Origin of the sequence: Gordonia sp. 852002-51296_SCH5728562-b (genome assembly GCF_001665475.1) — a bacterium.
In the GTDB taxonomy this organism is placed as follows: domain Bacteria; phylum Actinomycetota; class Actinomycetes; order Mycobacteriales; family Mycobacteriaceae; genus Gordonia; species Gordonia sputi.
Map to the genome: position 1 here is coordinate 49974 of NZ_LZMI01000061.1, position 23877 is coordinate 73850.

Annotated in this window: 20 protein-coding genes; 7 read left to right on the plus strand and 13 right to left on the minus strand. The window is 65.8% G+C overall.

Translation table 11 applies throughout. The features are described from left to right. Nucleotides 1–51: 51 nt before the first annotated feature. The 5 genes from A5766_RS10870 to A5766_RS10890 form a co-directional block, all read right to left on the minus strand. The gene (locus A5766_RS10870) at nt 52–2358 is read right to left on the minus strand and encodes an ATP-binding cassette domain-containing protein (RefSeq protein ID WP_005206174.1); all 2307 of its coding nucleotides are present in this window, start codon (nt 2356–2358) and stop codon (nt 52–54) included. A gap of 167 nt (nt 2359–2525) precedes the next feature. Further along, nucleotides 2526–3800 (minus strand): hypothetical protein, encoded by a 1275-nt coding sequence (locus A5766_RS10875; RefSeq protein WP_064861900.1) that lies wholly within the window; start codon nt 3798–3800, stop codon nt 2526–2528. Between the two features lie 93 nt (nt 3801–3893). Further along, nucleotides 3894–5801: an Hsp70 family protein gene (locus A5766_RS10880; RefSeq protein ID WP_005206171.1), complete on the minus strand. Its 1908-nt coding sequence runs from the start codon at nt 5799–5801 to the stop codon at nt 3894–3896. After that, nucleotides 5798–7228 (minus strand): GTPase, encoded by a 1431-nt coding sequence (locus A5766_RS10885; protein WP_064904712.1) that lies wholly within the window; start codon nt 7226–7228, stop codon nt 5798–5800. The genes A5766_RS10880 and A5766_RS10885 overlap by 4 nt, the downstream gene beginning before the upstream one ends. Then, nucleotides 7225–8547, minus strand: coding sequence for a hypothetical protein (locus A5766_RS10890; protein ID WP_231894618.1), 1323 nt, complete (start codon nt 8545–8547; stop codon nt 7225–7227). The genes A5766_RS10885 and A5766_RS10890 overlap by 4 nt, the downstream gene beginning before the upstream one ends. Before the next feature lie 355 nt (nt 8548–8902). Between A5766_RS10890 and A5766_RS10895 the strand changes: the two genes are divergently transcribed. Further along, on the plus strand, nt 8903–10180 hold the full coding sequence (locus A5766_RS10895) for a DUF7373 family lipoprotein (protein ID WP_064904714.1): 1278 nt from the start codon (nt 8903–8905) through the stop codon (nt 10178–10180). A 4-nt stretch (nt 10181–10184) separates the two neighbouring features. Here A5766_RS10895 and A5766_RS10900 read toward each other — a convergent pair whose 3' ends face one another. The 5 genes from A5766_RS10900 to A5766_RS10920 all read right to left on the minus strand — a co-directional run bounded on the left by A5766_RS10900 (nt 10185) and on the right by A5766_RS10920 (nt 14694). Then, a complete protein-coding gene (locus A5766_RS10900; RefSeq protein WP_064904717.1) occupies nt 10185–11171 on the minus strand; it encodes a DUF5926 family protein in 987 nt (328 codons plus the stop codon). Nucleotides 11172–11195: 24 nt separating this feature from the next. Next, nucleotides 11196–11987 (minus strand): glycerophosphodiester phosphodiesterase, encoded by a 792-nt coding sequence (locus A5766_RS10905; RefSeq protein ID WP_064904751.1) that lies wholly within the window; start codon nt 11985–11987, stop codon nt 11196–11198. Beyond that, complete coding sequence (locus A5766_RS10910) at nt 11984–12856, minus strand: DUF4328 domain-containing protein (RefSeq protein ID WP_313318497.1); 873 nt, start codon at nt 12854–12856, stop codon at nt 11984–11986. The genes A5766_RS10905 and A5766_RS10910 overlap by 4 nt, the downstream gene beginning before the upstream one ends. Before the next feature lie 196 nt (nt 12857–13052). Next, on the minus strand, nt 13053–13421 hold the full coding sequence (locus A5766_RS10915) for a rhodanese-like domain-containing protein (RefSeq protein WP_064904754.1): 369 nt from the start codon (nt 13419–13421) through the stop codon (nt 13053–13055). 430 nt (nt 13422–13851) lie between these two features. Further along, a complete protein-coding gene (locus A5766_RS10920; protein WP_064904721.1) occupies nt 13852–14694 on the minus strand; it encodes a S49 family peptidase in 843 nt (280 codons plus the stop codon). 71 nt (nt 14695–14765) lie between these two features. On the opposite strand from A5766_RS10920, the gene A5766_RS10925 reads away from it, so the two are divergent. Beyond that, nucleotides 14766–15509, plus strand: coding sequence for a VOC family protein (locus tag A5766_RS10925; protein ID WP_005206146.1), 744 nt, complete (start codon nt 14766–14768; stop codon nt 15507–15509). A gap of 85 nt (nt 15510–15594) precedes the next feature. Here A5766_RS10925 and A5766_RS10930 read toward each other — a convergent pair whose 3' ends face one another. Then, a complete protein-coding gene (locus A5766_RS10930) occupies nt 15595–16665 on the minus strand; it encodes a winged helix DNA-binding domain-containing protein (protein ID WP_064865373.1) in 1071 nt (356 codons plus the stop codon). A 132-nt stretch (nt 16666–16797) separates the two neighbouring features. On the opposite strand from A5766_RS10930, the gene A5766_RS24685 reads away from it, so the two are divergent. Further along, nucleotides 16798–16947 (plus strand): hypothetical protein, encoded by a 150-nt coding sequence (locus tag A5766_RS24685; protein ID WP_168431376.1) that lies wholly within the window; start codon nt 16798–16800, stop codon nt 16945–16947. 266 nt (nt 16948–17213) lie between these two features. Continuing rightward, complete coding sequence (locus tag A5766_RS10935) at nt 17214–17843, plus strand: superoxide dismutase (protein WP_005206140.1); 630 nt, start codon at nt 17214–17216, stop codon at nt 17841–17843. A 736-nt stretch (nt 17844–18579) separates the two neighbouring features. Here A5766_RS10935 and A5766_RS10945 read toward each other — a convergent pair. Together A5766_RS10945 and A5766_RS10950 are read right to left on the minus strand one after the other, a co-directional pair. Then, nucleotides 18580–19326 (minus strand): energy-coupling factor transporter transmembrane component T family protein, encoded by a 747-nt coding sequence (locus A5766_RS10945; protein ID WP_039855677.1) that lies wholly within the window; start codon nt 19324–19326, stop codon nt 18580–18582. After that, on the minus strand, nt 19323–21458 hold the full coding sequence (locus tag A5766_RS10950; protein WP_064904756.1) for an ABC transporter ATP-binding protein: 2136 nt from the start codon (nt 21456–21458) through the stop codon (nt 19323–19325). Before A5766_RS10950 ends, A5766_RS10945 begins: the two co-directional genes overlap by 4 nt. Nucleotides 21459–21621: 163 nt before the next feature. Between A5766_RS10950 and A5766_RS10955 the strand changes: the two genes are divergently transcribed. The 3 genes from A5766_RS10955 to A5766_RS10965 all read left to right on the plus strand — a co-directional run bounded on the left by A5766_RS10955 (nt 21622) and on the right by A5766_RS10965 (nt 23875). Next, nucleotides 21622–22146, plus strand: coding sequence for a hypothetical protein (locus tag A5766_RS10955; protein WP_064904725.1), 525 nt, complete (start codon nt 21622–21624; stop codon nt 22144–22146). Nucleotides 22147–22265: 119 nt separating this feature from the next. Beyond that, a complete protein-coding gene (locus A5766_RS10960; protein WP_005206126.1) occupies nt 22266–22994 on the plus strand; it encodes a TMEM165/GDT1 family protein in 729 nt (242 codons plus the stop codon). 119 nt (nt 22995–23113) lie between these two features. Beyond that, nucleotides 23114–23875 carry an SDR family NAD(P)-dependent oxidoreductase gene (locus A5766_RS10965; RefSeq protein ID WP_064904727.1) on the plus strand — a complete coding sequence of 254 codons (762 nt, stop codon included), beginning with the start codon at nt 23114–23116 and terminating at the stop codon, nt 23873–23875. Nucleotides 23876–23877 lie beyond the last annotated feature (2 nt).

A 23877-nucleotide genomic window follows, 5' to 3' on the forward strand; every position in this document is an offset into this window, starting at 1 on the left:
AATGTGCCGCGCGGCGTCGAAAACCTTCTGTGAGGTAGGTCACTCGGGTCGTTATCGTTTCAACTGGAGCTTCGACGCCGTGTACGCGATCAGAAGCACGCCGAGCAACGCGAGCGCACTCGTAGTCAGGAGCGCATTGCCGAATGCGGGCTCCCAGAGGTGCGCCCCACGTGTCTGTGGGGCCAGCGGGGCGACTGACGGCAGGTCCACCGCCATCGCCGATGCTGCGTACCCCCAGTACGACGGGAAGAGCCACGCGAGCTGCGACAGACCCGGCGCGCTGAGCCGAAAGAGCCCGCCGCAGAACACAAGTTGCGAGATGACGAGGATGACCAACGGCGGCATCGTCTGTTCGTTGGATTTCACCGCGGCCGAAATGGCAAGTCCGACAACCGTACTCAGGCAGGCGATGAGCGCGACCGCGCCGAGCAACTCGACCGGCGCCGCTCCGACGACACCTCCGGACGGCAGCCCCTTGCCCAGATAGCAGATCACCACCATCACCACCGATTGCGCGATCGCCACGCCGAAGTAGACGCCGATCTTGGCGGTCAGGTACGAGCCGGGTCGAAGTCCCACTGCGCGTTCACGTTCGAAGATGTCGCGTTCACCGACGAGATCGCGGACGGTCAGCGCCATTCCCATGAAGCAGGCACCGATCACCAGGATGACGAGGACCTGAAGCGATTCGCCCGCGGTGTCTTGCGCCGTGTTTACGCCGAAACCGGCACTGCCGGGGATCACCAACGTCAGCAGCCCCAACACGACCGGCATCACCACGAGAAAGGCAAGGTAACCGGGATCGGCAAGGATCAGTCGCAGTTGCCGCCGCGCTATCGTGCTCGCCTGGCGCTGAGCGCTGGTCTGGGGAGGCGTCCGCACGACCCGCGTGCTCGGCGTCGAACGGTGTCGATGCGAGACGTGTCCGTCGGCCCGCGCGAGGTGCCTGCGGTGGGCATCGTCGGGATGGCTTGCGACGTAGGCAAATATCTCGGCCCAGTCGCTACTCCCCATCGCCGGCGTGACCTCGGCAGGGTGTCCGCAGAACGCCGTCTTGCCGCCGGGTGCGAGCAACAACACCTGATCGCACATGGCGAGGAGGGTCAGCGAATGCGTGACGACGATGACCGTGCGCCCGGCGTCGGCGAGTCGCCGCAGCGTGGCCATGACCTGTCTGTCGAGTGCCGGATCAAGACCCGACGTCGGCTCGTCGAGGATGAGAAGCGAAGGGCCGGTGAGCAATTCCATCGCCACCGACGCTCGTTTGCGCTGGCCACCCGACAACGCGTCGACGCGGGTGTCGAGGTGCTCGGACAGTTGGAGTTCGCCGAGCACTCCCGCGATCACGCGGTCGCGCTCGGATTCGGGAAGGTCCTCGGGGAGCCGAAGCTCGGCGGCAAACCGAAGTGCCTGCCGCAGAGTCAGTTTGCGGTGCAGCACGTCGTGTTGGGGCACCATACCGATGCGGGTGCGCAGGGACTCGTACTCGGCGTGGACGTCGTGTCCGTCGAACAACACCCGACCCGACGTCGGAGCGGTCAGGCCGGCGACGATCTTCGACAGTGTCGACTTGCCCGCGCCGGATGGGCCGACGAGTGCTGTCAACGTGCCCGGCCGGGCGACGAGATCGACGTCATGAAGGAGTTCTTTGGTGCGGTCGACGACGAGTCCGATGCCCTCGACCTGCAGGCCGCCCCCAGAAGCGTTGGACCCAGAAGCGCTGTAGTCGGAAGCGTTTGGCCCGGAAGCGTTTTCAGCTGCGACGAGACCGCTGCGGCTGACGACGAGGTCGGTGTTACCGACGGTAACGGTGTCGCCGTCGGTGACTGCCACTCGCCCGATCCGGTGTCCGTTGACGAATGTGCCGTTGACACTGCCGAGATCCTCGAGATGCAGCGCGCCGGACCCGCTGATGAGGCGGGCGTGGTGTCGGGAGACGAGCACGTCGTCGACGACGAGGTTGTTCGTAGGGGCACGTCCGACGAGTGTCACTGCTCGCGTGTCGGTGAACGGGTCATGCTGGATGTCTTCGGTCGCGAGCGGGGCGTCGAATCTGGCAGACGCACAGGCTTCCCACTCAGGTGGCAACGGCGGCCCCAGATGTACCGCTGCCGTCGAGGTGATCGGGAGATCAACCACCGCGGCACCCGACGAGACGAGCGTTGCCCCGTCGACACTCACGAGATGCCATGTGTCGTCACGCCATTCGATCACGAGATGGTGTTCGCGCACATCCCGGTGGTCGACGACGATGTCGTTGTCGAGGGCCGATCCCACTGCGATCCGCGTCGTGTCACCGAGCGCGTACACACGCGATTCGACGCTCACGCTGCCGCGCATCGGAACAGTGGTTGTCATCGAATGTCCGCCTTCTGCATGGGTGAACGACGCGCACGCGCCGCGACGAACGCCGGGCGGCTGCCCCCGCGATCTGCGTTGGGGCTGCCGCCCGGCGTTGTTCGAACGTTGGTGGCCCGCCGATTCGACGGTCGATCAGACTGCAGGACAAGCAGACTGATGGTCGATCAGACGGATGCGTCTCCGTGCAGATCGGCGTGAGCGTCGTTGTGCGTGGCGTGATCGTCGTAGGTGTGCGAGTCGGTGCCGTACGTCTCGTGCGACTCGTCGTGTGCCGACGGATCGGTGGCGCCGTCCGGGCCGCCGTAGATGTAGCTCACGGTGTCGGCGTTGCCGTCACCATCGGTGTCGGAAAGCACGGTGTCGGGAACGCCGTCGTGGTCGACGTCGAGGACCGTGGTGTCGAATTTGCCGTCGTGATCGGTGTCGATGAGCTTGACGTCGGGGGTGCCGTCCTGGTTCAGATCCAGCGTGGCGCTCGTGACGTTGCCGTGGGTGTCGAGGGTGTCGACCTCACGGACCTCACCACGCTCGTCGAGGATCGAGCGCAGGTCGGCGTGTCCGTCGCCATCGGTATCGGATTCGACGATCGTGGTGCCGTCCTCGCCGGCGTAGGCAACCGTATCCACCTTGCCGTCATGGTTGGCGTCACCCTCGACCAGCGTGACGTTGCCCGCGTTGTCGAGGTAGGCGTTGAGGTGATTTCCCGCATCGTCGGTGAGGTGGACGACGTCGGCGTTGCCGTCACCGTCGGTGTCGACAGCTGAATCAACGTGCAGGCCATTCTCCGACTCAGCGGGAGTCTGCTGGGGCGCCGCGGCCTCGGTCGGCGCGGCGGCCTGGGTCGGTGCCTGGGCCTCGGTCGGTGCCTGGGCCTCGGCCTGCGGAGCGGCATGGGTCGGCGCGGCTGCCTCAGTCGGTGCCGCTGCCTCCGGCGGTGCTGCGGTGGGAGCCGGTTCCGAAGGCGACGAGGTGTCGGAGTGCGCATCCGCGGGGCTCACAGGGGGCGTGGCGTCAGACTTCTCGGCGTCAGACTTCTCGGCGTCAGACTTCTCGGAGTAGGGCGCTTCCGAGGTGATGTTCGGCTTGGCGTCGTGCTCCGAATTCGATTCGGGGACCTGGGTTTCCGTCGGCGCGGAGGAGTCAGCCGACTGTGTAGCCGAGTCCTGGGCGCCCGAGTCCTGGGCACTCGAGTCCTGGGCACTCGAGTCCTGGGTACCCGAGTTCAGCTCGTCGGCGGTGACCGTTCCGGCGGGCTTGCCGTTCTCGGTGAAGGTCACGTCGCCGTTGTCGCCGATGACCGCGTCGATCTTGTTTCCGGCGTCGTCGTGCATGTGGACCGTCTCGGGCACACCGTCGTGGTTGGTGTCTTCGACGGAGTCGGTGGTGATGTTGCCCTCGACGTTCAGGCCTGCGAGCTTCGGATCGGGTGTGCCGGTCATGTCACGACTTCTTTCTCTCGTGCCCGTCATCGGGCGGGCTTGCTTGTGCGTTCAGGGATTGGATGCGACCGGATGCGTGGAATGTTCCGCGTTCTAGGAAATCAATCCGGAGCGACTCAGAAATGTCTTGCCGTCGTCGATCGACGCGAGCCCGAATATGGTCATCCCCAGGTTGTTGGACGTGTTCGCGTAGGTCGCGGTGGCGGACTTGGTGGCAGTGTCGTCGGCGATTTCCGCTGCGGACACGCGCGCAGAGTCCTCCACAAGGGTTCCCTTGCCGTTGCTCAGGGTTCCGTTCCGGAGCGACGTGATGGTGCTCTGCACCTTGGTCGAGTCGGAGTAGAAACTGATGAACGCGTCGATTCCCCCGTAGGACTGCTTCGCGAAGAACGACGCCAACGACCCGTCCTTCTTGATGTTGCACATCAAGGTGAGCGCACCGCTCTGGGTGAAGTCGCTCTTGCGGCAATCCTCGACGCCATCCTGCAATGCGGACGGCAGCAGGTTGTAGAGCTGCTTCTCATCGGTGATGATCGCACTACCATTCGCAGCAGTCTGCGCGGCGGCCGTCGAGCTTCCGGCCGCCTGATTCGGGTTGTCATCTCCGCTACTACGGTTCACGAGGGCGATACCACCGACCACGATGCCGATCAACGCAACGACCGCCACACCGATCAGCGCGAGTCGACCCCACTTCCGTCCACCCGACGACGCCGGTGTCGGCGACGGTGTCGGCGCAACGCGTTGCTGTCCCGGCGGTGCCTGTGATGCACCGGACTGGTAGCGCCCGCCCGGCGCCTGCTGCGTGGGCGGTGTCATCAACTCGGCGGCTGTGGGAGCAGCCGGCCGCTCACGGGTGTCGACACCGCGATCACCGACCGCCGTCACCAATGCACCCTGTGCCACAACGGTTTTCGGGTCGTCGAGCGTGGCTACCGGTCCAACCTCACCGAGCCGCTGCTGGATCAGCGGGATCCGCGACGACCCACCTGTCAGATACAGGGCGGTCAACTGCTCCGGATGCGTGATCCCTGCGTCGAGCAGTGTTGCCCTGGTCAGACGCAAGGCCTGCTCGGCCGCCGGGGCGATCAACTCGTCGAATTCGTCGCGGGTGATCTGTAGGGTTTGGCGGCCCTGCGGGGTGTTGTTGATCGTGATGGTCGCTGACGGCGCTTCGGACAGCAGCTCTTTGGCGCTTCGGATGGACTCCTGCAGGCTCTGCACGACGTCGACCGGCGCACGTCGACGCAGCCACTCGACCAACTCGGGGTCGCGATCGGCGAGGCGCTGCTCCACCCATCGCTGAATCAGCGCATCGATGTTCTTGCCGCCGAGGCCGTTGTCACCGCGGGCGGCGATCACCTGGAAGGCGTTCGGTCCGGTCACGGTGAGCACAGCGATGTCGAGGGTGCCGCCGCCGAAGTCGAAGACCGCGATCCGCGCACCCGGCTGCATGGCATGGGAGCGGCTGTAATGGGCTGCCGCAGCACGCGGTTCGGAAATAGTGCTGATCCGTGAGCCGTCGATTCCCGCGCGCATCGCCGCCTCGACGAGCACTCCGACCTGCTGCGGGGCCCACGCCTCGGGGTGGGTCAAGACGACCTGCGTCGGCAACTGCCCCGCGTGCGCTGCCTTGCCACGCGAGATGATCGCCGACATCACCGCGGCGACCGGCAACGCCGACGGCATCGTGTAGCCGGCGATCACCGTCGTCGGAGCACCGGTGATCAGTCGCTTGGGCGAAGCGACGAAACCGGTCGGATTCTGCTGCGCGAGGTTGCGCGCGGGCTCACCGACGGAAATCCGGTCGGGGGCCGCGACATACACACTCGACGGCATCAGATTGCTCGTGTGCGAGAGCGACAGCGTCTCGATGCTTCCGCTTGTCGCACCCGAATGCGCGGCAGCGGAATTCGACGTACCGAAGTCGATGGCGAGAATCCAGGTCGGTGACATATGCGTGTGGGTGTCCTGTGTGCTGCTCGTGAGCCGGTTGCTCATCTGGGGGCGGTCGGGGTGGTCAACGGGGTGTAGCTGCGGATCAGGGCGACGAGTGCCGCATCCTCGGCCGCCGAACTCGTGGCGAGCGAACGCTGATGCGCCATCGCCAGACGACGCTGCGCCTCTGCGGCCACCGCATGCGACGGTGCCGATGGGGGTAGCCCGACCTGGCCGGCTACCGACGTTGCACGAAGGATGGTGTGCAACTCCTCGGTGACCGCCGCGTTCGGGTCGGTACGCAGCATGCGCTGGTAGTCCTCGAGCACGGTGACCAGATGCAACTCCGGTGTGTTGCGAAGTCCCATCGTGAGCGTCCGGATGTGGTCGCGCGCCGGATGGGTGAAAGCCAACTGATCAAGTCGGGCAAGGATACGGTGTGCCCGATGCAGAACGGCATACCGGGCTGTCGACGTGGTCAACGCGCCACGCAATTGGTCGATGCCCGACAGCGAGGTCAACCACGAATTGAGCTCCGCAGCTCCGCGAGCGGCGATCTGGCGACCGTTGAGAACGTCGTACTCCCCGAGCAGACCGAGTAATCGCGCGCGAACCTGCGGCGGCAGCTCGCTTCGGACGTCGTCGTTGTCGAAGGTGCGGACCACGTCGAGCCTGGACAGCGGCGCAAGGCGGGCCAACGCCGACGCGAGGTCTTCGGTCAGCATGCCGGTGTGGCTGGTTTGGGCCATGAGCCCGGAGATCGGCACGACGTCGCTGACCGTCTCCGACAGTTGCTTTGCCAGAACGCGGGCGTGGTCGGCGGCGTGGGGAATGGGGTCGCGCCGTCCGAGTGCGCCCTCTCCGAACGAATCGGCTCGCGACAGCACTCCGAGCATGTTGAGCGGGGTGAACGGCAGCTGGGAGAGGAACTCGATCTCGTCTGTGCGTGGCGCGGCGTCGAACAGGAAGACCGCGGCGTCGGCGTCGACGGACGCCGTGCGTGTCTGCTCGAACCCGTCGATCACCGCACGTCGTGTCGCCGTGTCGTTTTCGGTTGTCAACGTCGACAATCCAGGCGTGTCAATCAGTGTGAGCTGGCGCAACGACGCCGACGGCATCCACCGCTCGACGAACTGGATCTCCGCCGACCGCAGCGGTAGCTCGACCGGCTGATGGGCCGCGACGGCGACGCGGTGGCGTCGGCCGTCGACTCCGACGATCTCGGCGCGCGACGGGCTGCCGTCGGAGTAGACGGTGACAACGTTGGTGGCCTCGAGTGCGGCGGTCTCGGCGACGGGCGCCCCGATCAGCGCGTTGACCAGCGTCGACTTGCCTGCTTTCAAGCGTCCGACGATGACCACTCGGGGCGGCGACCACAGGATGGTGCCGATCGAGTTGGCGTGGGAGACGAGGTCGCCGCCGAGACCGGCGAGTTGTCGCAGACCGCGATCGAGAGCGGCATGCACCGGATCGTTGCCGGAGGCGGTCATCGTTTCACCTGCGCCAGGTACTTGTCGGCAGACGCGATCCGCTTGTCGACGACCTCGAGGTTCGACGTCAGGCGGGCCACGGTCTTCTCCCGCGACGCGGCGTCGGATTGCGCTGTCTTCTGGACCTCGTTGATCGTGTTCTGCAGCGTCTCGATGTTCTCGCGCAGATAGTTTCGGTAGCGGATGACGATCTCGGGTCGCGACTGTGCAACGGCACTGTCGAGCAGGCGGCCGGTTGCGGCCTTGGTCGCGCCGATGGTCTCCCGCAGCCAGGTCAGCAGGTTCGCCTTGCCTGCCCGGATCGCACGGAAACCCAGGTTCACGCCGACCCACACCGTGCCGACCACGACGCCGACACCCATCAGGGCGCTCAGTCCGAGAATTCCGCCGAGCGTCGAGGAGCCGACAACACCCATGGTCAGCAGCGTCGGATCGAGCAGGCCGTGCCGCTTGCTCGCAACCTGATGGGTCTCGATCCGCTTGTCCTGCATGGATTCGACGATCTGTGCGCGCAGTTCCTCCCACACGGTGGGGTCGTCGGCGAATCGGGGGGCGACCACGGTGTCGTGGAGTCGCTGCAGGAACTCCGCGAGTGTCTGCGCCATCGCCAATTGGAGGTCGGCGTGCATGTCCGCGGTGAACTTCTGTTCGCTGCGGCGCAGCACCTGCATGCCGTGCTTGTTGACGTACAGCGTCCACTTGTCGCGTACGTCGTCGAGGCGTCGTTCGAGACCGTCGACCGCCTGCTGTCGCAGCAACGTGAGGTCACGGGCGAGGTACTGCTCCCACTCCCGCGCCTGCTCCTCCAGATCGGTGAGTCTGTCGCGCTCAGCGGTGAGGTCGGGTAGCGCCTTGGCGCCGGCCTGCACGGCGTCGAGTTCGCGAGAAATCTTGGCGCGCAACACTTTCAAACCTTCGAGGCAGGTGCGCACGGCGTCGACCTCCGGCAGGTCGGCTGCGGTGTCGAGTCGTCGGGTGAGTTCGGAGCGCAACGTCGCGATGCCACTCTCGTACTCCAGCCGCTCCCGCTCTGTGGGGTCGACGAGCTCGGTCGACAGCGACGCGAGAAGGCTCGACACCCCGAAAACCGGGAACGGACGGCCGATCTCGCGGGTCAGGAGGCGCTCATTCTCGCTGACGATCTCTCGCCAGCGTCGAAGATTCTTGTCGGTTTTCGTCACCACCACGACGACCGAGTCGACCGTCGACGACGCCTCGCGGACGAACTCCATCTCCGGGGCCGTCAGCGGCGACGACGCGTCGCACACCAGCACCAGCACACACGCCTGCTGGGCCGACTGCGTAGCCAGTTTGGCCAACCCGACGTCGAGTCCACCGACTCATGGCCGACGCGTCGCCGGTAGCGGACTTCCGCTCCGTCGCGCTCCGCGCCTGTGTAGGCATTCCCTCGTCCCCGTAACCCGATCCGTGTACGCGCCGCACACATTCGCCACGGCGCCGCATTGTCGGTACACCACTGCCGATCAAAACCAATCTGCGGCCCGACAGGGCGTGAGTCTAACGTCCCGTCGGCGACGCTGTGCCATCTAGACGACGTGAATGACGCGGACATGCTTCATATGAACGTCGTGTAATAGCCTGCTGAGCGAACTGAATGAACGGTCGCGGCCACGCTGGCCCGAGTGCGCACCACCTGAGAGGGCGAGTAACACGATGAGAGGTAATCGGCGAGGACCCAAGACGCTGCTGGCGAGCGGATTCGCTACGGTTGTTCTGCTGAGCGGATGTTCCGTCGACGGCAACGCCGTCAGCGACTCCGACCCCGCAGCGAACGCGGTCATCGACGTCAAGTCTCTCGACACCGGCAAGTACCCGACCGAACCTCGGAAACCATTCGGTGAGGCCACCGGAGACCAGGTCGTCACCTACGACGCGCAGCGTATGGCGCAGTACATCGTCGCGCCGTTCGAGATCGACGCCGACCTCACCGACATGGGTTTGCCTACCCAGGTTCTCTACAGCACCACCAATCTGCGAGTGGTTGTCGGAGACGACGTCGCAAATGTGAAAGCCAACGACGCGATCCTCTACGGTTACGTCGTTTCGGCCTCTACCCCCGACGAGACCATCCGGGCCGGAACGAAACGTGAACTGAACAACTTCGTCACCCGCTATCTGACCGCCGCCGATGCCACTGCTGCGGCGAATCAGATGGCCGACGCCTACCTCAAGCGCCCGAAGGCCACCACGGTTCGTCCGGACGGAATGTCGGGGAGTCGCGTCATCTCCCTTCCCGGAAACACCGACGGCACCGACGCGTTGGTCTCCATCACCGCGCACAACACCTACGTGCTCTACACCTACTACCAGACGACAGACGCGCAGAAGGACAAGCTGGAGCCGGCCATCAAGAAGGCCGTCGACCTTCAAAGCGCGCTGATCGACCAGTTCCCGGCCACCCCGACCAAGGCTGAACGGGAGGCGCGCAATCAGCCGAAGAAGGTGCTGATGATGGACCAGAACCACATTCTGATCTATGCGTTGCCCTACACCGACCAGGAGATCAAGGACGCAAAGGTCAAGACGCCCAATCCGGGTAACGTCCGGGCCGTGTACGGACCGCGATCGATGTCGTTCTTCTCCTCGGATCCAGCGACCGACTTCCGCCTGCTGAACGAGGTCGGATCGACTGCCAACGCGATGGATAGGGGCACCGTCTACCGGGCGAAGACCCCCGAAGGCGCGAAGAAGATCATGGACACCTTCGAGAATTCCAATCGCGCGCGCGGAATGAAGACTGTGCCCGCACCACCCAACCTGCCTGCAGCACGGTGCATGAGTGAGGTCACCCAGAACATCACTGGCTACTGGTGTGAGGTCAGCTACGGCCGGTACGTGGCCGAACTCGTCGGCACCGATCCCAAGGACGTGTACCAACAGACGGCTGCACAGTACGTGATCCTGACGAAGGCCGACCAGAAGGCGAACTGACCGGTCAGCGGATCGTCACCTGGCGGGTGCGCAGGCCATCTCGTGAGCTGCGCTCGTCGATGGTCAGATCACTTGTGTCAGTGAGTGCTTCGGAGAGCCAGGCGTCGAACTGATCGAGACCGGGGTACCACTCTTCGTGGTGCATCTCGTTGTCGAGGTCGAAGACGGGCACCAACAGGCCGTGTGTACGGAACGAGCCGGCGAACCGCGAGCCCTCACCGAGCGTGAGGTGCCCGGCCGCGTGTAGGCGTGCCAGCGCGTTCATCAGTACGTCCTCGGCTTCTGGTCGCACCCACCGCAGATGTGCGCGATCGCCCGCGTCGACCCACCACGGAGCGCCGACGCCGCTCTTGGGGTGCAGCCTTGCCGTCGGCAGCACTGTGTCGCTGGCGCGTTCGACCATCGGGGCGATCTCTGCGGGCACCTCCGCGCCATCGGGGAACCACCAGGAGAAGTCGTCGTAGACGATGATGTCCAGCGGCGCATCGGCTTTCAGGACGTCGGCGAGTGTGCCGTCGAACTCGGGAGCCGGACCCTCGTACTCGTCGCCGAGCTGCGCGTGTGCGGCCCACGAAATAGACTGGGCGAGAGCTGAGTTCACGTCAGCCGGATCGGGATCGGTCTGTGTTGCCGCGACTCCCTGTGGCGCGGTGCGGAATTCGCGAACCACCGCGGGGATGGCACCGGGCAGGATTGTTGCCAGCAGTACTTCGTTGCGCTCGCCCGGTTGGGGGGCGGGACGGGGCGCGTCGTCGGGCATCACCGACGTGGGTTCGGGCCATGTCGGCCCTGGCTCGATGAGGTCGAGTACCGCTGTCGCGGAACTGACGAACGACCGCAGTGCCACCAGATCGCATTCGGCCGCGAGGCCCGCGAACGGACGGGGTGAGGGCTCGAGTGTCGCTGCGGCGCGGGCCTTTCGCGCGGCAACGCGCTCTGCTCGGTTACTCCCGGGACGCGGACCGGATCCTCGTTTGCTCTTCTTGGCCATGAGTCCACCCTCTCACGTCGGGGGTCAGTCGACGGTCACCAGCCAGTCACGGACCTTGGCCGGCCGGTTGGTGGCGACCCAACGCACACCGAGGTCTGCGCAGAGTTGCACGTCGGCCTGCTCGTCGACCGTCCAGCAGTACGTGACGCGGCCCGCGGCTGCGGCCTTGTCGACGATGTCGGGGTGCATGCGCAGCGTCTCGACCGACGGACCGATTCCGGTCGCACCGACCGCGGTCGCCGCAGAACCGCCCAGGACCCGGGCCGTATCGCCAAGCAGGATCGTCGGCAGCATGGGCGCGTGACGTCGAATCCGCCACACGCCCGCCGACGAGAACGAGATGACGACGGCGCGACTGTGATCGGCCGACGGCGGTGTCGCAACACTGAATTCGTGCAGCATCTCGAGGAGCTTCTGCTCAACGAGGCTCCCGAAACGGACAGGGTGCTTGGTCTCGATGAACAACCGCACGGGACGTCGCCAATCGAGGGTCAACGTGAGCAACTCGCGCAGCGTGAGTACCGACGCGGGCGCGTCGGCGTCGTGCCAGCTGCCGAAGTCGAGCTCACGAAGCTCCGCGAGCGTCATCTCGCTGACCACTCCGGAGCCGTTCGACGTGCGGTCGACGGTCCGGTCGTGGATGCAGACGAGTTGATGGTCGGCGGTGAGCCGGACGTCGCATTCGAGACCGTCGGCGCCCTGGTCGAGCGCCAGCTCATATGCGGCGAGGGTGTGCTCGGGCGCCTGCGACGACGCGCCCCGATGTGCGACGACGGCGGGTTTACCCGACCGCGACACCTTCTCGACGGTGCTCACGCGACCGCCACCCACCGCTTCTTGACGACGGGCTCAACGGCGACGAGGACGTTCGGCAGGTGCCGCGACGCCCAGAACGCGAACGCCGCCGAGACCGCTGCACTGATGGTGATCAACGCGAGGGCGTCGGCGCCGGTCTGGATCGAGCCGGAAGCCAGCGAGACCGTCCAGGTGATCGCCGCCCAGATCGCCAGGGCGTTGACGATCGCCCACGCGACCCAGAGGCGGTCGAGCGCCGCGCGTGTGATGCCGGCGACTCCCCGTTCGCGCCAATTGTCGGCCGCCGCGTTCGCGGCCTCGTGCAGCAGCAGCGGAGCCCCGACCACGTTGACGACCGGGATACCGGCCAAGACGATGATCTGCCAGAGCGGGCGCGGATCGCGGCGTCCGCGGTGTCGGTAGGCGTGTTCGCGCACCGCGATCAGCCACCGCACAGCGGCGACGAGGGCGCCGATGACGGAGATCAGCGCGACGAGTCCGCCGAGGATGACCAGCGCGGCGCTCGCGACGATCAACCACGACGGCAGCGGGGTGCCCCGGTTGATCACCAGCAGGATGTAGCGGAGGAGGTGGACGACGGCCGACGCCGCGAGGGCTCCGGCGCACATCACGAGCGCACTTCGCAGTGTCTCGGACGCGCGCTCGGCAGGAGCGTCGAGCCGATGCTCGTCGATGGGATCGTCGCGTAGTCCCCAGCGCGGCAGGTAGGTGTAGCGAGGGATCAGCCGCGGGCCGCGATATACCTGCTGTCGACGCTGCGGAAACGATTCGGGTGGTCGCCGTGCCACCCAGCGCACGTTGCGGCTGCGGTACATACGAGGCGCCTGCGTCTGTTGTGGACGCGGCAGCGGGGCGGGGCGCGGTGCCACGCGGCGGATGACAGGTGGCCCGGTGGGAGGCCCGGCGGCAGGAGTGGGAGGCCTCTGTGGGCGCGGGACCCGCGCGGCCGCCTGCGTGGACTCGACCACGACGAGGTTGCCGCCGCAGCGCGGGCAGTGTTCACGCCCGTCCCGGTGCGGTGCCTGAATCCGGCACCGCGGACACATGTCGTACATCGTGGCGCCGCTACTTCGCGTCCTGAGGGGGAGCCGTGCCGCCGTCTCCGGAGTCACCCGGTCCCGTCTGCACCGGCTTGCTGTTCTCGATCCACGCGAGCATCCCGCCGCGCACGCACGAGCCGTCGATTCCCGCCTGCTCGAGGTACTGCAGGACACGCATCGAGCGTCCACTGGAATGGCAGATGACGAGGAGTTCAGAGTCCAGGTCGATCTCGTCCAATCGGCCGGGGATCTCGCCAAGCGGAATGTGCAGTGCACCCCGGACATGGCCCGCGTTCCATTCGTCGTCCTCGCGCACGTCGAGGAGGACACGGCCGGGCTGATCGGTGAAATCGTCCGGCAACTCGGTCACCGGTACCTGTGGAATGTCGCCCATGCTCACGTTCCCATGTTGGCACATCACGCGGACGCGGAACTGCCACCTCGCGTGAACTCGATGACCCCGCGTCGTGAGGACTCGATGCTCTTCTCGACATGGTCGATCAGGTAATGGACGCGCGATTTGACAGTGCCGGGCCTCGCGGACGTCATCCACACCTGATTATGTATGTCTACATAACGCTATCCACATGGGGGTTTGACAAGCGTCGCTTGAGGCAACTCGCGTGAGTATCAACCTGTGAATGAGGCTGTGAAAATGTGGACAACTTGAGCGCGAGCGCCCACAACGTGTGATCCCGGTCACTGATACGCAGGTCAGCCAGCATATTCTGTTCACGACAGTGAAGTTGTCGCCGTTGTCGCGAAGGACTCAGTCGAAATCACAAGGACTGTGGATAACGTGGGGACAACTGTGGACGAGTTGCTCAGCGAAAGTCGATCCGCTGGGTTTTCTCCACAGCGGACAGAACTCCCGAGACGACGGCATCGGTGAGCGCCGCAGCGCCCGACGGCCCGTTGAGCAATCGAGCGAGGATCGGCTTCGGAGCGGAAATCACCGTGATCTCGACGTCGGGGTAGCGTTCGGCAACCACCGACCGCATCACTCCGATGCCGTCGACGAGTCCGACATCGCGGGCCTTCGCGCCGATCCAGATGTCGCCGTTGAACAACTCCTCGTCGGTGCCGGCGAGTTTCTTTCCACGGCGCTGCTTGACCCACGCGATGAACGCCTGGTGCAGTTCGGACTGCATTCCCTTGAGCCATTCGACGTCGTCGGCGTTCTCGGGTGAGAAGGCGTCGAGGCGGGCTTTGTTGTCGCCCGCGGTGTAGAGCCGACGCTGCACCCCGAGCCGGTCGAGTACCTCGTTGAAGCCGAAGCCCGATGAGACGACACCGATCGAACCGACGAGCGAGGTGTGCGCAGCGAAGATCTCGTCGGCCGCGCACGCGATCCAGTAGCCACCCGACGCCGCGATGTCCTCGCAGAACGCCAGAACCGGTACGCCCTTCTCCGACGAGAGCTGCCTGATGCGCTCGGCGATGTACTCCGACTGCGCGGGTGACCCGCCCGGTGAATTGATGACGACCACGACCGCCTTGACGTGCTCTGTCTCGAAGGCGCGCTTCAGCATCGGCTCGACCGAGTCGATGGTCATCCCGCGACCCGCCCCGACGTGCCCGATGACGCCATCGAGGCGCACCACCGCAACCTTGTCTGCGCGGGATTTCTGGAACTTCTTGACGATCTCGCCGAGGGGCCCGTTCATTGGATCGAGTCTAGTGCGCTAGTCCGACACGTCCCGACGCGACGCTGGTCTCGACCGTAGACTCGGGAGCCGTGGACATCCGGTGGCTCACGGCGTTTCTGGATTTTCCAGCCGACCAGTTCGGCGACGAGGTCACGTTCTGGCGTGCGATCGCAGGCAGTACGGTGTCACCGCCACGCGGTGATCACCGCGAATTCGCAACCCTCGAACCGTTCAGCGGCCACCCGCACCTCCGTGTGCAACGGGTCGGGTCGGGTCCGGGCGGCGTACACCTCGACCTCCACGTCGACGATCCGAGGCTGTCGGCGCTCGAGGCCGTCGAACTCGGCGCACACATCCGCGACGATCTGGGCGAATTCCTCGTCCTCGAATCGCCCGCCGGATTCGTCTTCTGCCTCGTCGATTGGACGGGCGAGTCGTCGAGGTCGCGACCGATCCGATGGCCCGACGACACGATCAGCATCATCGACCAGGTGAGCATCGACGTGCCCGCGAGCCTGTTCGACCGCGAACTCACGTTCTGGGCACAGCTCACCGGCAGGCCGACGCAGGCCACCTCGCGGCCCGAACTCGTTCGCCTACAACGTGATCCGCGCCTGGCCGTCGGAATCCTGCTGCAGCGAATCGACTCCGCCGGTCCGACATCGGCCACCGGGCACGTCGATCTGGCAGCGAACTCGGTGCAGCAGGAGGTGGCTCGCCACGAGGACTGGGGTGCGCGCGTCGTCGAACGTCTCGACAACTGGACCGTGATGGCCGATCCCGTCGGGCGGCCGTACTGCATCACGTCACGCAATCCGCGTACCGGCGACTGAACTGCGCGGCGGGACTGATAGCGAGCCAGGTGGGTCAGGGGCCCGGGTGGGTCAGCGGCTCGGGTGGGTCAGCGGCTCGGGTGGGTCAGCGGCTCGCCCGGAACTCCCGGAGGCGCTCGATCTCGGAGTCGAGTTCTGCGCGCTGCACCCGGGTCGGTTCGGAAAACAACTCGACGTCGACGTCGGGTCCGTCGCCAGGGCGCCACATCCCGGCGAGCCAGCCGTCGACGAGCACGAACCCCGGCGAGCGACCGTTGGGTGTGACAGTGCGTCGGTACGCGGCGTCGTCGGCGATCCGGTAGCGGTCGGCCTGCGCGACGAGGATGTGGTCGAAGGGTGCGATCAGCCGCACCGGCGCAGGCTCGTCGGGGTCGGCGAGTGGGAGGCCGTCGAGGTCGAAGAGGACCTCACCCGACGGCCCCTCCAACTCCACAAGTTCCCAATCGGCGGCCATCTCGTCGAGCAGTGGGCGTAGGCGCGTGAGCCCCGACCACGTCGCGATCGCCTTGGGCGAGGCCGGACCGAAGCCGCGAAGGTACAGGCGTATCAACTCTTTTCGAGCGTCGTCGCCGACGAGGGCCGGCTCACCGGGGCCGATCCAGTCGTCGAGGAGTTGGTAGGTGGGTGCGCCGCTGCCCTTCCACAGTCCGCGCGGGGGCACCTGGACGAGCGGCAGTCCACACCGCGCGTGGGCGGCGAGCGCAGCTGAGTCTTCGTCCGGATGCCGTTGCGCCAGTGCGCTTTTCAACTCGGCGCCGCTGAGTGCTCGCCCGCGAAGTAGTTCTGCTGCGTCGGCGTGGACCGCCTCGGGCGTCGACGAGACGAGCGCATGGCTTCGGTTCGCCCGCACCCCGGCGTCGATCGTCTCCTGCGCCAGAGCACGAATCCACCGCGCGTCGAGGCCGTCGAGTAGGAAGACGGTGCTGCGCAGGAGCGCGATCCTGACCACTTCGCGGTCGGTGAGCAGAGCGTCGAGCTCATCGGGACGAAAATCGTCGATCCGCGACGCGAGCGCATAGAAGGCGCTCGACGGATCCTGCGACTGGATCCCGACGATGCGGTCGATGACCTCGATGGCATCCTCGTCGACTCGGGTCAACAGATGCTGACGCGAGAGCAGTGTCCGATTGGCCCGCCTCGGCGTGATTTGAGTCATAGCGTGAAGTGTGTCTATTATTCTGGCTAATCGCACATCGCTGTGATGCCAGTCACTATTCTTGGTCCTGGTAGCACGCAGCCGGCAACACGCAGTCAACAACGAGTACCGACAACTCGGGACGAGGTTTTCATGGCCGTCAACGCTTCGGGACAACCACGAGTGGCGCCGACGCGTCGCGGCGTTCCGAACGCGGTCTACAACGTCCGGCAGTCGTGCGTCACCATTGGACTCAGCGTCGTCGCGTTGCTGGTACTTCTCTTCGCACTGATTCTCTACTGACCCAAACTCATTGGGGTGCAACACTTCTCGCTTCCGTCCGGCCTGCACGCGCCTGTCGCTACTTCAACTCGACTTGAGGTTTGTTGGTTCGTGTTTGTTGCATTCCCCCACTGTCTGGGGAAGGCTGGAACTACCCGCGCGAGCGTCCACAACACTCAGTAATGGCCCCGCGCGAGACCAAGAGCAGTAGCCGAAGCAGTGCCCGACGGTATGAGTGCTCGCAGGTTGAGCACAGACTCGACGGTTTGAGCAGAGAGAGGAAACCCGTGGCTGAATACACCTTGCCGGATCTTCCATACGACTACGCGGCACTCGAGCCGCACATCTCCGGCAGGATCATGGAGCTCCACCACGACAAGCACCACGCGACCTATGTGAAGGGCGCCAACGACACCCTCGCCAAGCTGGCGGAGGCTCGTGAGGACGGCAGCATCGCCGGAAAGGTCTACGGACTCTCGGCGACCCTCGCCTTCCACCTCGGTGGTCACACCAACCACTCCATCTTCTGGAAGAACCTGTCGCCCAACGGTGGCGACAAGCCGGAAGGCGACCTTGCCGCCGCGATCGACCAGCAGTTCGGCAGCTTCGACAAGTTCCAGGCGCACTTCACCGCCGCTGCCACCACGCTGCAGGGTTCGGGCTGGGCGATCCTGGGTTACGACACCATCGCAGGCAACCTGGTGATCCTGCAGCTCACCGATCAGAGCGGCAACATCCCCGCCGCGATCATCCCGATCGTGCTGCTCGACATGTGGGAGCACGCCTTCTACCTCGACTACCAGAACGTCAAGCCTGACTACGTCAAGGCTTGGTGGAACGTCGTGAACTGGGCCGACGCCGCTGAGCGTTTCGCCACCGCGACGAAGCAGGGCCCCGGCCTGGTCGTCCCGGCCTGATTTAGCGGGTACACACGCGCGAACCACACGCGGCGGCCACCTTCGGGCGGCCGCCGCGTCGCGTTGCGGGTGGGCCGCCGGACGCGCTGGTCGAGCGCGCCCTTCCGTTGGTCGAGCTTCCCTCGCTGGTCGAGCGCGCCCTTCCGCTGGTCGAGCTCGTCGAGACCACCCCGCTGGGCGAGCGCGCCCTTCCGCTGGTCGAGCTTCCCTCGCTGGTCGAGCTTCCCTCGCTGGTCGAGCTTCCCTCGCTGGTCGAGCTTGTCGAGACCACCACACCGGTCGAGCGCGCCCTCCCGCTGGTCGAGCTCGTCGAGACCACCACAGTCGAGCCGCCCCCACGAGAGTGGTTTCGACTCGGGTGCTCGCTGCGCTCGCGCCCGCTCAACCAGCGAAAACTGAGGGCCGCTCGAGCGCGCACTCCTGCTGGTCGAGCTTGTCGAGACCACCCGCCTGTCGAGCGCACTCTTCCGCTGGTCGAGCTTCCCTCGCTGGTCGAGCTCGTCGAGACCACCGCAGTCGAGCCTCCCCCACGAGAGTGGTTTCGACTCGGGTGCTCGCTGCGCTCGCGCCCGCTCAACCAGCGAAAACTGAGGGCCGGTCGAGCGCCCCCCCCCCGCTGGTCGAGCTTGTCGAGACCACCGCCGTCGAACTGGCCCCGCGACAGTGGTTTCGACTCGGGTGCTCGCTGCGCTCGCGCCCGCTCAACCAGCGGGGGGCTCGACCAGCGGAAACCCGCCTACAGCACGGCTGAGAGCGTGATCGCGGCGGCGCAGACCAGGGCCAGCAGCACGAGAGCGATCACGTCCCGACGGTGCGGGCCGGCGGTCGTCGCGGTGAGTCGGCCGGTGCCGCCGCGGGCGGTGATCGCCTCCGACATCTCCGAACTTCGACGCAGCGCCGACGACATCGCCGCTGTGACCATGTCCATGATCCCCATCTCGGCGGACGGGTGATCCGACCGCCCCGACGTCGGCCGCAGGCGGTGGACGGCGACGAGTAATCGGATCTCCTCGATCAGCAGCGGCAGGCCGCGAAGGCACAGGGCGATGCACACGGCCCACTCGTCGACCGGCATCCTCAGCTTCCGCAACGGCCACATCAGTCGCGAGAGTGCAGGCGCGACCTCGGCCATCGGGGTTGTCCAGATGACCAGGATGGAACTCGCGACCAGCACCAGACCCAGCGCGGTGGCACGAAGGAACAGGATGATCGCCTCGAGGCCGAACGACGCGTTGACCGCAGCGCCGATGGCGATCAGTCCCCAGAACCACCAGGGCGGACGGGGAAGCGCTCCGACCGGAATTCCGGCGATGATGGCGGTGACGAGCATGACCCCCGCGACGAGCCCCAACGACGGCCAGGTCGGCAGCACCACGGTCATCAGACCCAGCACGAACACACCGATCAGCTTGGTGCCCGCCCACAATCGGTGAATCGGAGAGTCGCCGGGCACCTGCCGCAGCGGGACGGTCCGCATGCTCATGGCATCCCCCGTTGTGTCGTGTCTGGCCCTGTCGAGCTGTATCCGGGCGCCGCGTCGGGCACCAGCGTTCCGTCGGCCAGGCGCACGCGTCGGGTACACAGTTGGCCCAGCGAGGCGAAATCGTGGGAGATGATCACGATGGTCATACCCTCGGCGCGCAGTTTCGCCAGCAGTGCCACCACGTCGTCGCGCGCCACCGGATCGAGGCCTGCGAGCGGTTCGTCGAGGATCATCACCTGCGGTGCCCGCGCGATCAATCCGGCCAGCACGACGCGTCGCATCTGCCCACCGCTGAGTGCGTCGACCCGACGAATCGCCATCGTCCGCGGGAGTCCGACCGATTCGAGCGTGTGCGCGACCTCGGTCGTGCCGATCTTGAGACCGCCGACCGCCATGATGTCGTCGCCGACGTTCTGCTTCTGCAACTGCAGGCGCGCATGTTGGAAGGCCAACCCGACCTCGCCGACGTGTTTGCTCACCGGCTCACCCTGCCCCGGCCGTTCCGGGAGGTAGAGCAGGCAACTACCCTCGGTCGGCTCGATGAGTCCGGCCATGATCCACGCGAGAGTTGTTTTGCCGGAACCGTTTCCGCCGACGATCAACAACCCCTCGCCCCGATGCACCGTCAGGTTCACATCGTGGAGTGCATCCACCTCCCACGGCGATCCGCGCAAATACGTGTATCCGACGCCGTTCAGCGAGAGCACCGGTTCGCTCGTCGGCTCCGGTCCCGAGCCCACCTCACCGCTCGACACCTCATGCCACGACGCGTCGAGTTCGAACTTCGTGGCGGCCCCCGCCTCGGCCTCGTGCAGCTCCGACAACCAGTCCGGGCGGTACGGCACGATACGACCGGCGACGAGGTGCACGACCCGATCCGCCGCGACGGCCTCCAGCGCCCTGTGCGTGATCATCACGACGGCGATGCCGCGAGTGCGCGGAAGGTCGCGGAGTACCTCGAGGAGTTCGGCGCGACCGGCAGGGTCGACCATCGACGTCACCTCGTCGGCGATGAGCAGCGCGGGATCTCGAGCGAGAGCAGCCGCGATCGACAGCCGCTGCTGCTGACCACCGGAGAGGTCGGACGTCTCGCGGTTGCCAAGGCCTGCCAGGCCCACCTCGGCCAGCAAGCCGTCGACGTCGACCTCGGTTCCTTCCGGGAGCCCCCAGACGACATCGTCGGCGACGCGCGCGCCGAGCATCTGTGTCTCGGGTCGCTGCAGCACCATGGCTGTGCCGCCGTGCCTGCCCAGTCCCGCGGCGCCGGGTCGGTGCACCGCTCCGCTCGTCGGACGCCTGCCCGCCAGGATCTTCGACAGTGTCGACTTTCCCGAGCCGTTTGCTCCGACGACGGCGATGAACTCGCCCGGTTCGATCCGGAGGTCGATGTCGGAGAGGATCTCGGGTCCGCCCGGCTGGTAGGAGAATCCCACGTGATCGAGCTCGAGGGGCAGCGGCGCCACCGGCCGATCGTCGTCACCGGCGTCGTCGAGCGTGTCTTCGCTGGGGATGTCGGCGAGCCGATCGATCACCGCACCCAGAATCCACCAGGCCACCACCATCGTGATGAAGGTTCCCGCGGCGCCCATCACCCAGATCCACACCCACCAGTACTGCTCGATGCTGTCGCGTAGCCCGTTGATGCCGTCGGCCAACGACTGCGCCGACGGCACCTTCTCAATCCAGTTGGCGAGTCCACCGATGGTGTTCGTCGTCGCTTTGATCACCAGCTCGCGCAGCGGCACCAGGATGAGCAGCACCACAACCGACACCCCACCGATCAGAGGAGCCGCGATCGCCGACACCCCCAATAGCGTCGGCCATCCACGACCACGACGTTTGATCTCGCCGACGACACCTCCGACGACCGCAGCGGCCAGCAGTGACGTGGCGGCCCTGGTCCCGGCCATCGCGAAGCTCACGGCCGCGGTCGAAACGGTCGCCGCAACCATCGCACGGGGCCGCGTACGCGCCCCGATCAGCGCGAGCGGAACAGGCGCGAGCACACGAACAGCACTGGCCAGCGGGATGACCGATCCGATGACGACCGCGGCGACAGCGAGTCCACCGAAGATCGCGATCCAGGCGATCTCGAGCGGACGCAATGCGCCGCGAGTCTTCACGCCGGGCATTTCGGACGGTGAGTGCACGTATCCATAGTGCCTGGTGACCCCGACCACGCCAGGGCCGCACCTGTCGTTACACCGTGTAAACGAAGCGTCACAACACGGCGCTTCGACTGGACGACGACCCGCAACGGGTGGATTCTCATCTCACGAACAGGGAGGTCAGAACATGCAGTCCTCTGTCCCGATCGGGCTCACACCGGTTCAACAACACGGGCATCTCAACGGAATCCTCATCTCCGGACGCTGGCCGGAATCGACACTCGAGTGGACCCAGACCCTCGTCGCCTCGGTGCGGATCGCGTGCCGCCCCGGCTTCCTACCGACTACGACGATCTTCTGCGTCGTCGAAGAACATCCCAATGACCTCGACGAACCCGCCGTCGGCATGATGGTGGCGATCGGGAACGTCGTCGACGACAGCTTCGTCGAAGCCGGCCGCTTCGACAGCAATCCACCCGCATTGGTGATGCTTCATCCACCGTCGCGCACCCGTCCGTCGCTTCCCGAATGCGCCGACGTCGCGTCCGGGTGTGTGTTGCTTCCCGGATTGCCGGAACTCGGTCTCGAGCACCGCGCCGGGTGGGCAGAAGCAGAAGCCGACGGCACGGTGGTCAACCTGCGCAACAAGGTCGGAATCGACCCCAACGCCGACCCCGACACCGCCGTCCTGGCCATGCTCCTCGTCGCCTGAGAGTGTCCGAAGCCTCGTTTCACGGGTGCCCGAACTTCGATTTTTGTGCCCCCTACCTGCACGAATATGGGTTTGCGATCTGTTGCAATCGCGTGTGAGGTCTGGCTAACCTCGACATCGTGATTGCTGCCCTCCTGTTGAGCTTCGGCGTGATCTTTGTCGCCGAGCTCGGCGACAAGTCGCAGCTGATGGCCATGACCTACGCGTTGCGTTACAAGTGGTGGATCGTTCTGCTCGCGATCACCGTGGCCACGACCGCGGTCCACGCTGTTTCCGTCTTCTTCGGCCATTTCCTCGGTTTGTCGATCCCGTCGAATGTCATGTCCATCGTCGCGGGCATCGCGATGTTGATCTTCGGCCTATGGACGCTTCGCGGCGACAGCCTCGACGACGCCGAGCAGGGCAAGGCCGACCGCGTCGGCAAGTCGGTGTTCTTCGCGGTGATGTCGTCGTTCTTCCTCGCCGAGCTCGGCGACAAGACGATGCTCGCCACCATCACGCTCTCAGCGCACAGCAACTGGCTCGGCGTGTGGATCGGTTCGACGATCGGCATGGTCGCCGCCGACGCCCTGGCCATCGCCATCGGCGCTCTCCTCGGCAAGCACCTACCCGAGCGGACCATCGCGATCGGCGCGTCCGTGCTCTTCTTCGCGTTCGCAGCGTGGTTGCTGTTCGAGGGTCTGCGCGACTCGTCGTCGGTCACGGTCATCGCGACACTGTCGGCGGTGGTGGTCCTCGCCGGTGTCGGGTCGTACTACATCCATCGGGTCCACCGCGCGGCAGCACTGGCCGCAACGGCACCCGCCGCCGAGCCCGCTCATAGCGGACATGCGTCTGACCAGCAGTGATCCCGCAGAGCCGGTAGTTTACCGAGCGATCGGTCGGTTTTGGTAGGGATTCCTACTTTCTGTGCTGAGTCCACCATTTATGGTGAGGCAGACCAGCTACCGAACGAAAGGCTCTCCCGATGGACATCTCCGGCTCTTCTGTACTCGTCACCGGCGCCGCATCCGGACTCGGAGCCGCGACCGCCGCGCGGTTCGCCGCCGCGGGTGTGCAGGTCTTCGACCTTGATCTACAGCCGTCGATCGACAAGGCCGAGCCGACCGATGGCATCACCCTCATCCCCACCGACGTCACCGACGAAGCACAGGTGCAGGCGGCCATTGACACCATCGCCGAGGCCGGCGCGCCACTACGTGTTGCGGTCAACTGCGCGGGAGTCGGTTGGGCGTCGCGCATCCTGACCAAGGAGGGTCCGCACGATCTGGATCTCTTCCGCAAGATCATCGATATCAACCTCGTCGGCACGTTCAATGTCATGCGGCTCGCTGCCAATCAGATGAAGGACGAATCGACCGTTGACGACGACGGAACGCGCGGCGTCATCGTGAACACCGCGTCGGTGGCAGCATTCGAAGGCCAGATCGGTCAGATCGCCTATGCGGCGTCGAAGGGTGGCGTTCACGCAATGACGATCTCGGCCGCGCGCGACCTCGCACGCGTCGGGATTCGCGTCTGCACGATCGCTCCGGGAACGATCAGCACGCCGATGCTCGCGGGCATCACCCCCGAGTTCCAGAAGACGCTGGCCGAGGCCATTCCGTTCCCGCACCGCCTCGGCGAACCAGCGGAGTACGCACAGCTCGCGGAGTTCATCGTCGAGCACAACTACCTCAACGGCGAGACCATCAGGATGGACGGCGCACTGCGCATGGCGCCCCGCTGAGC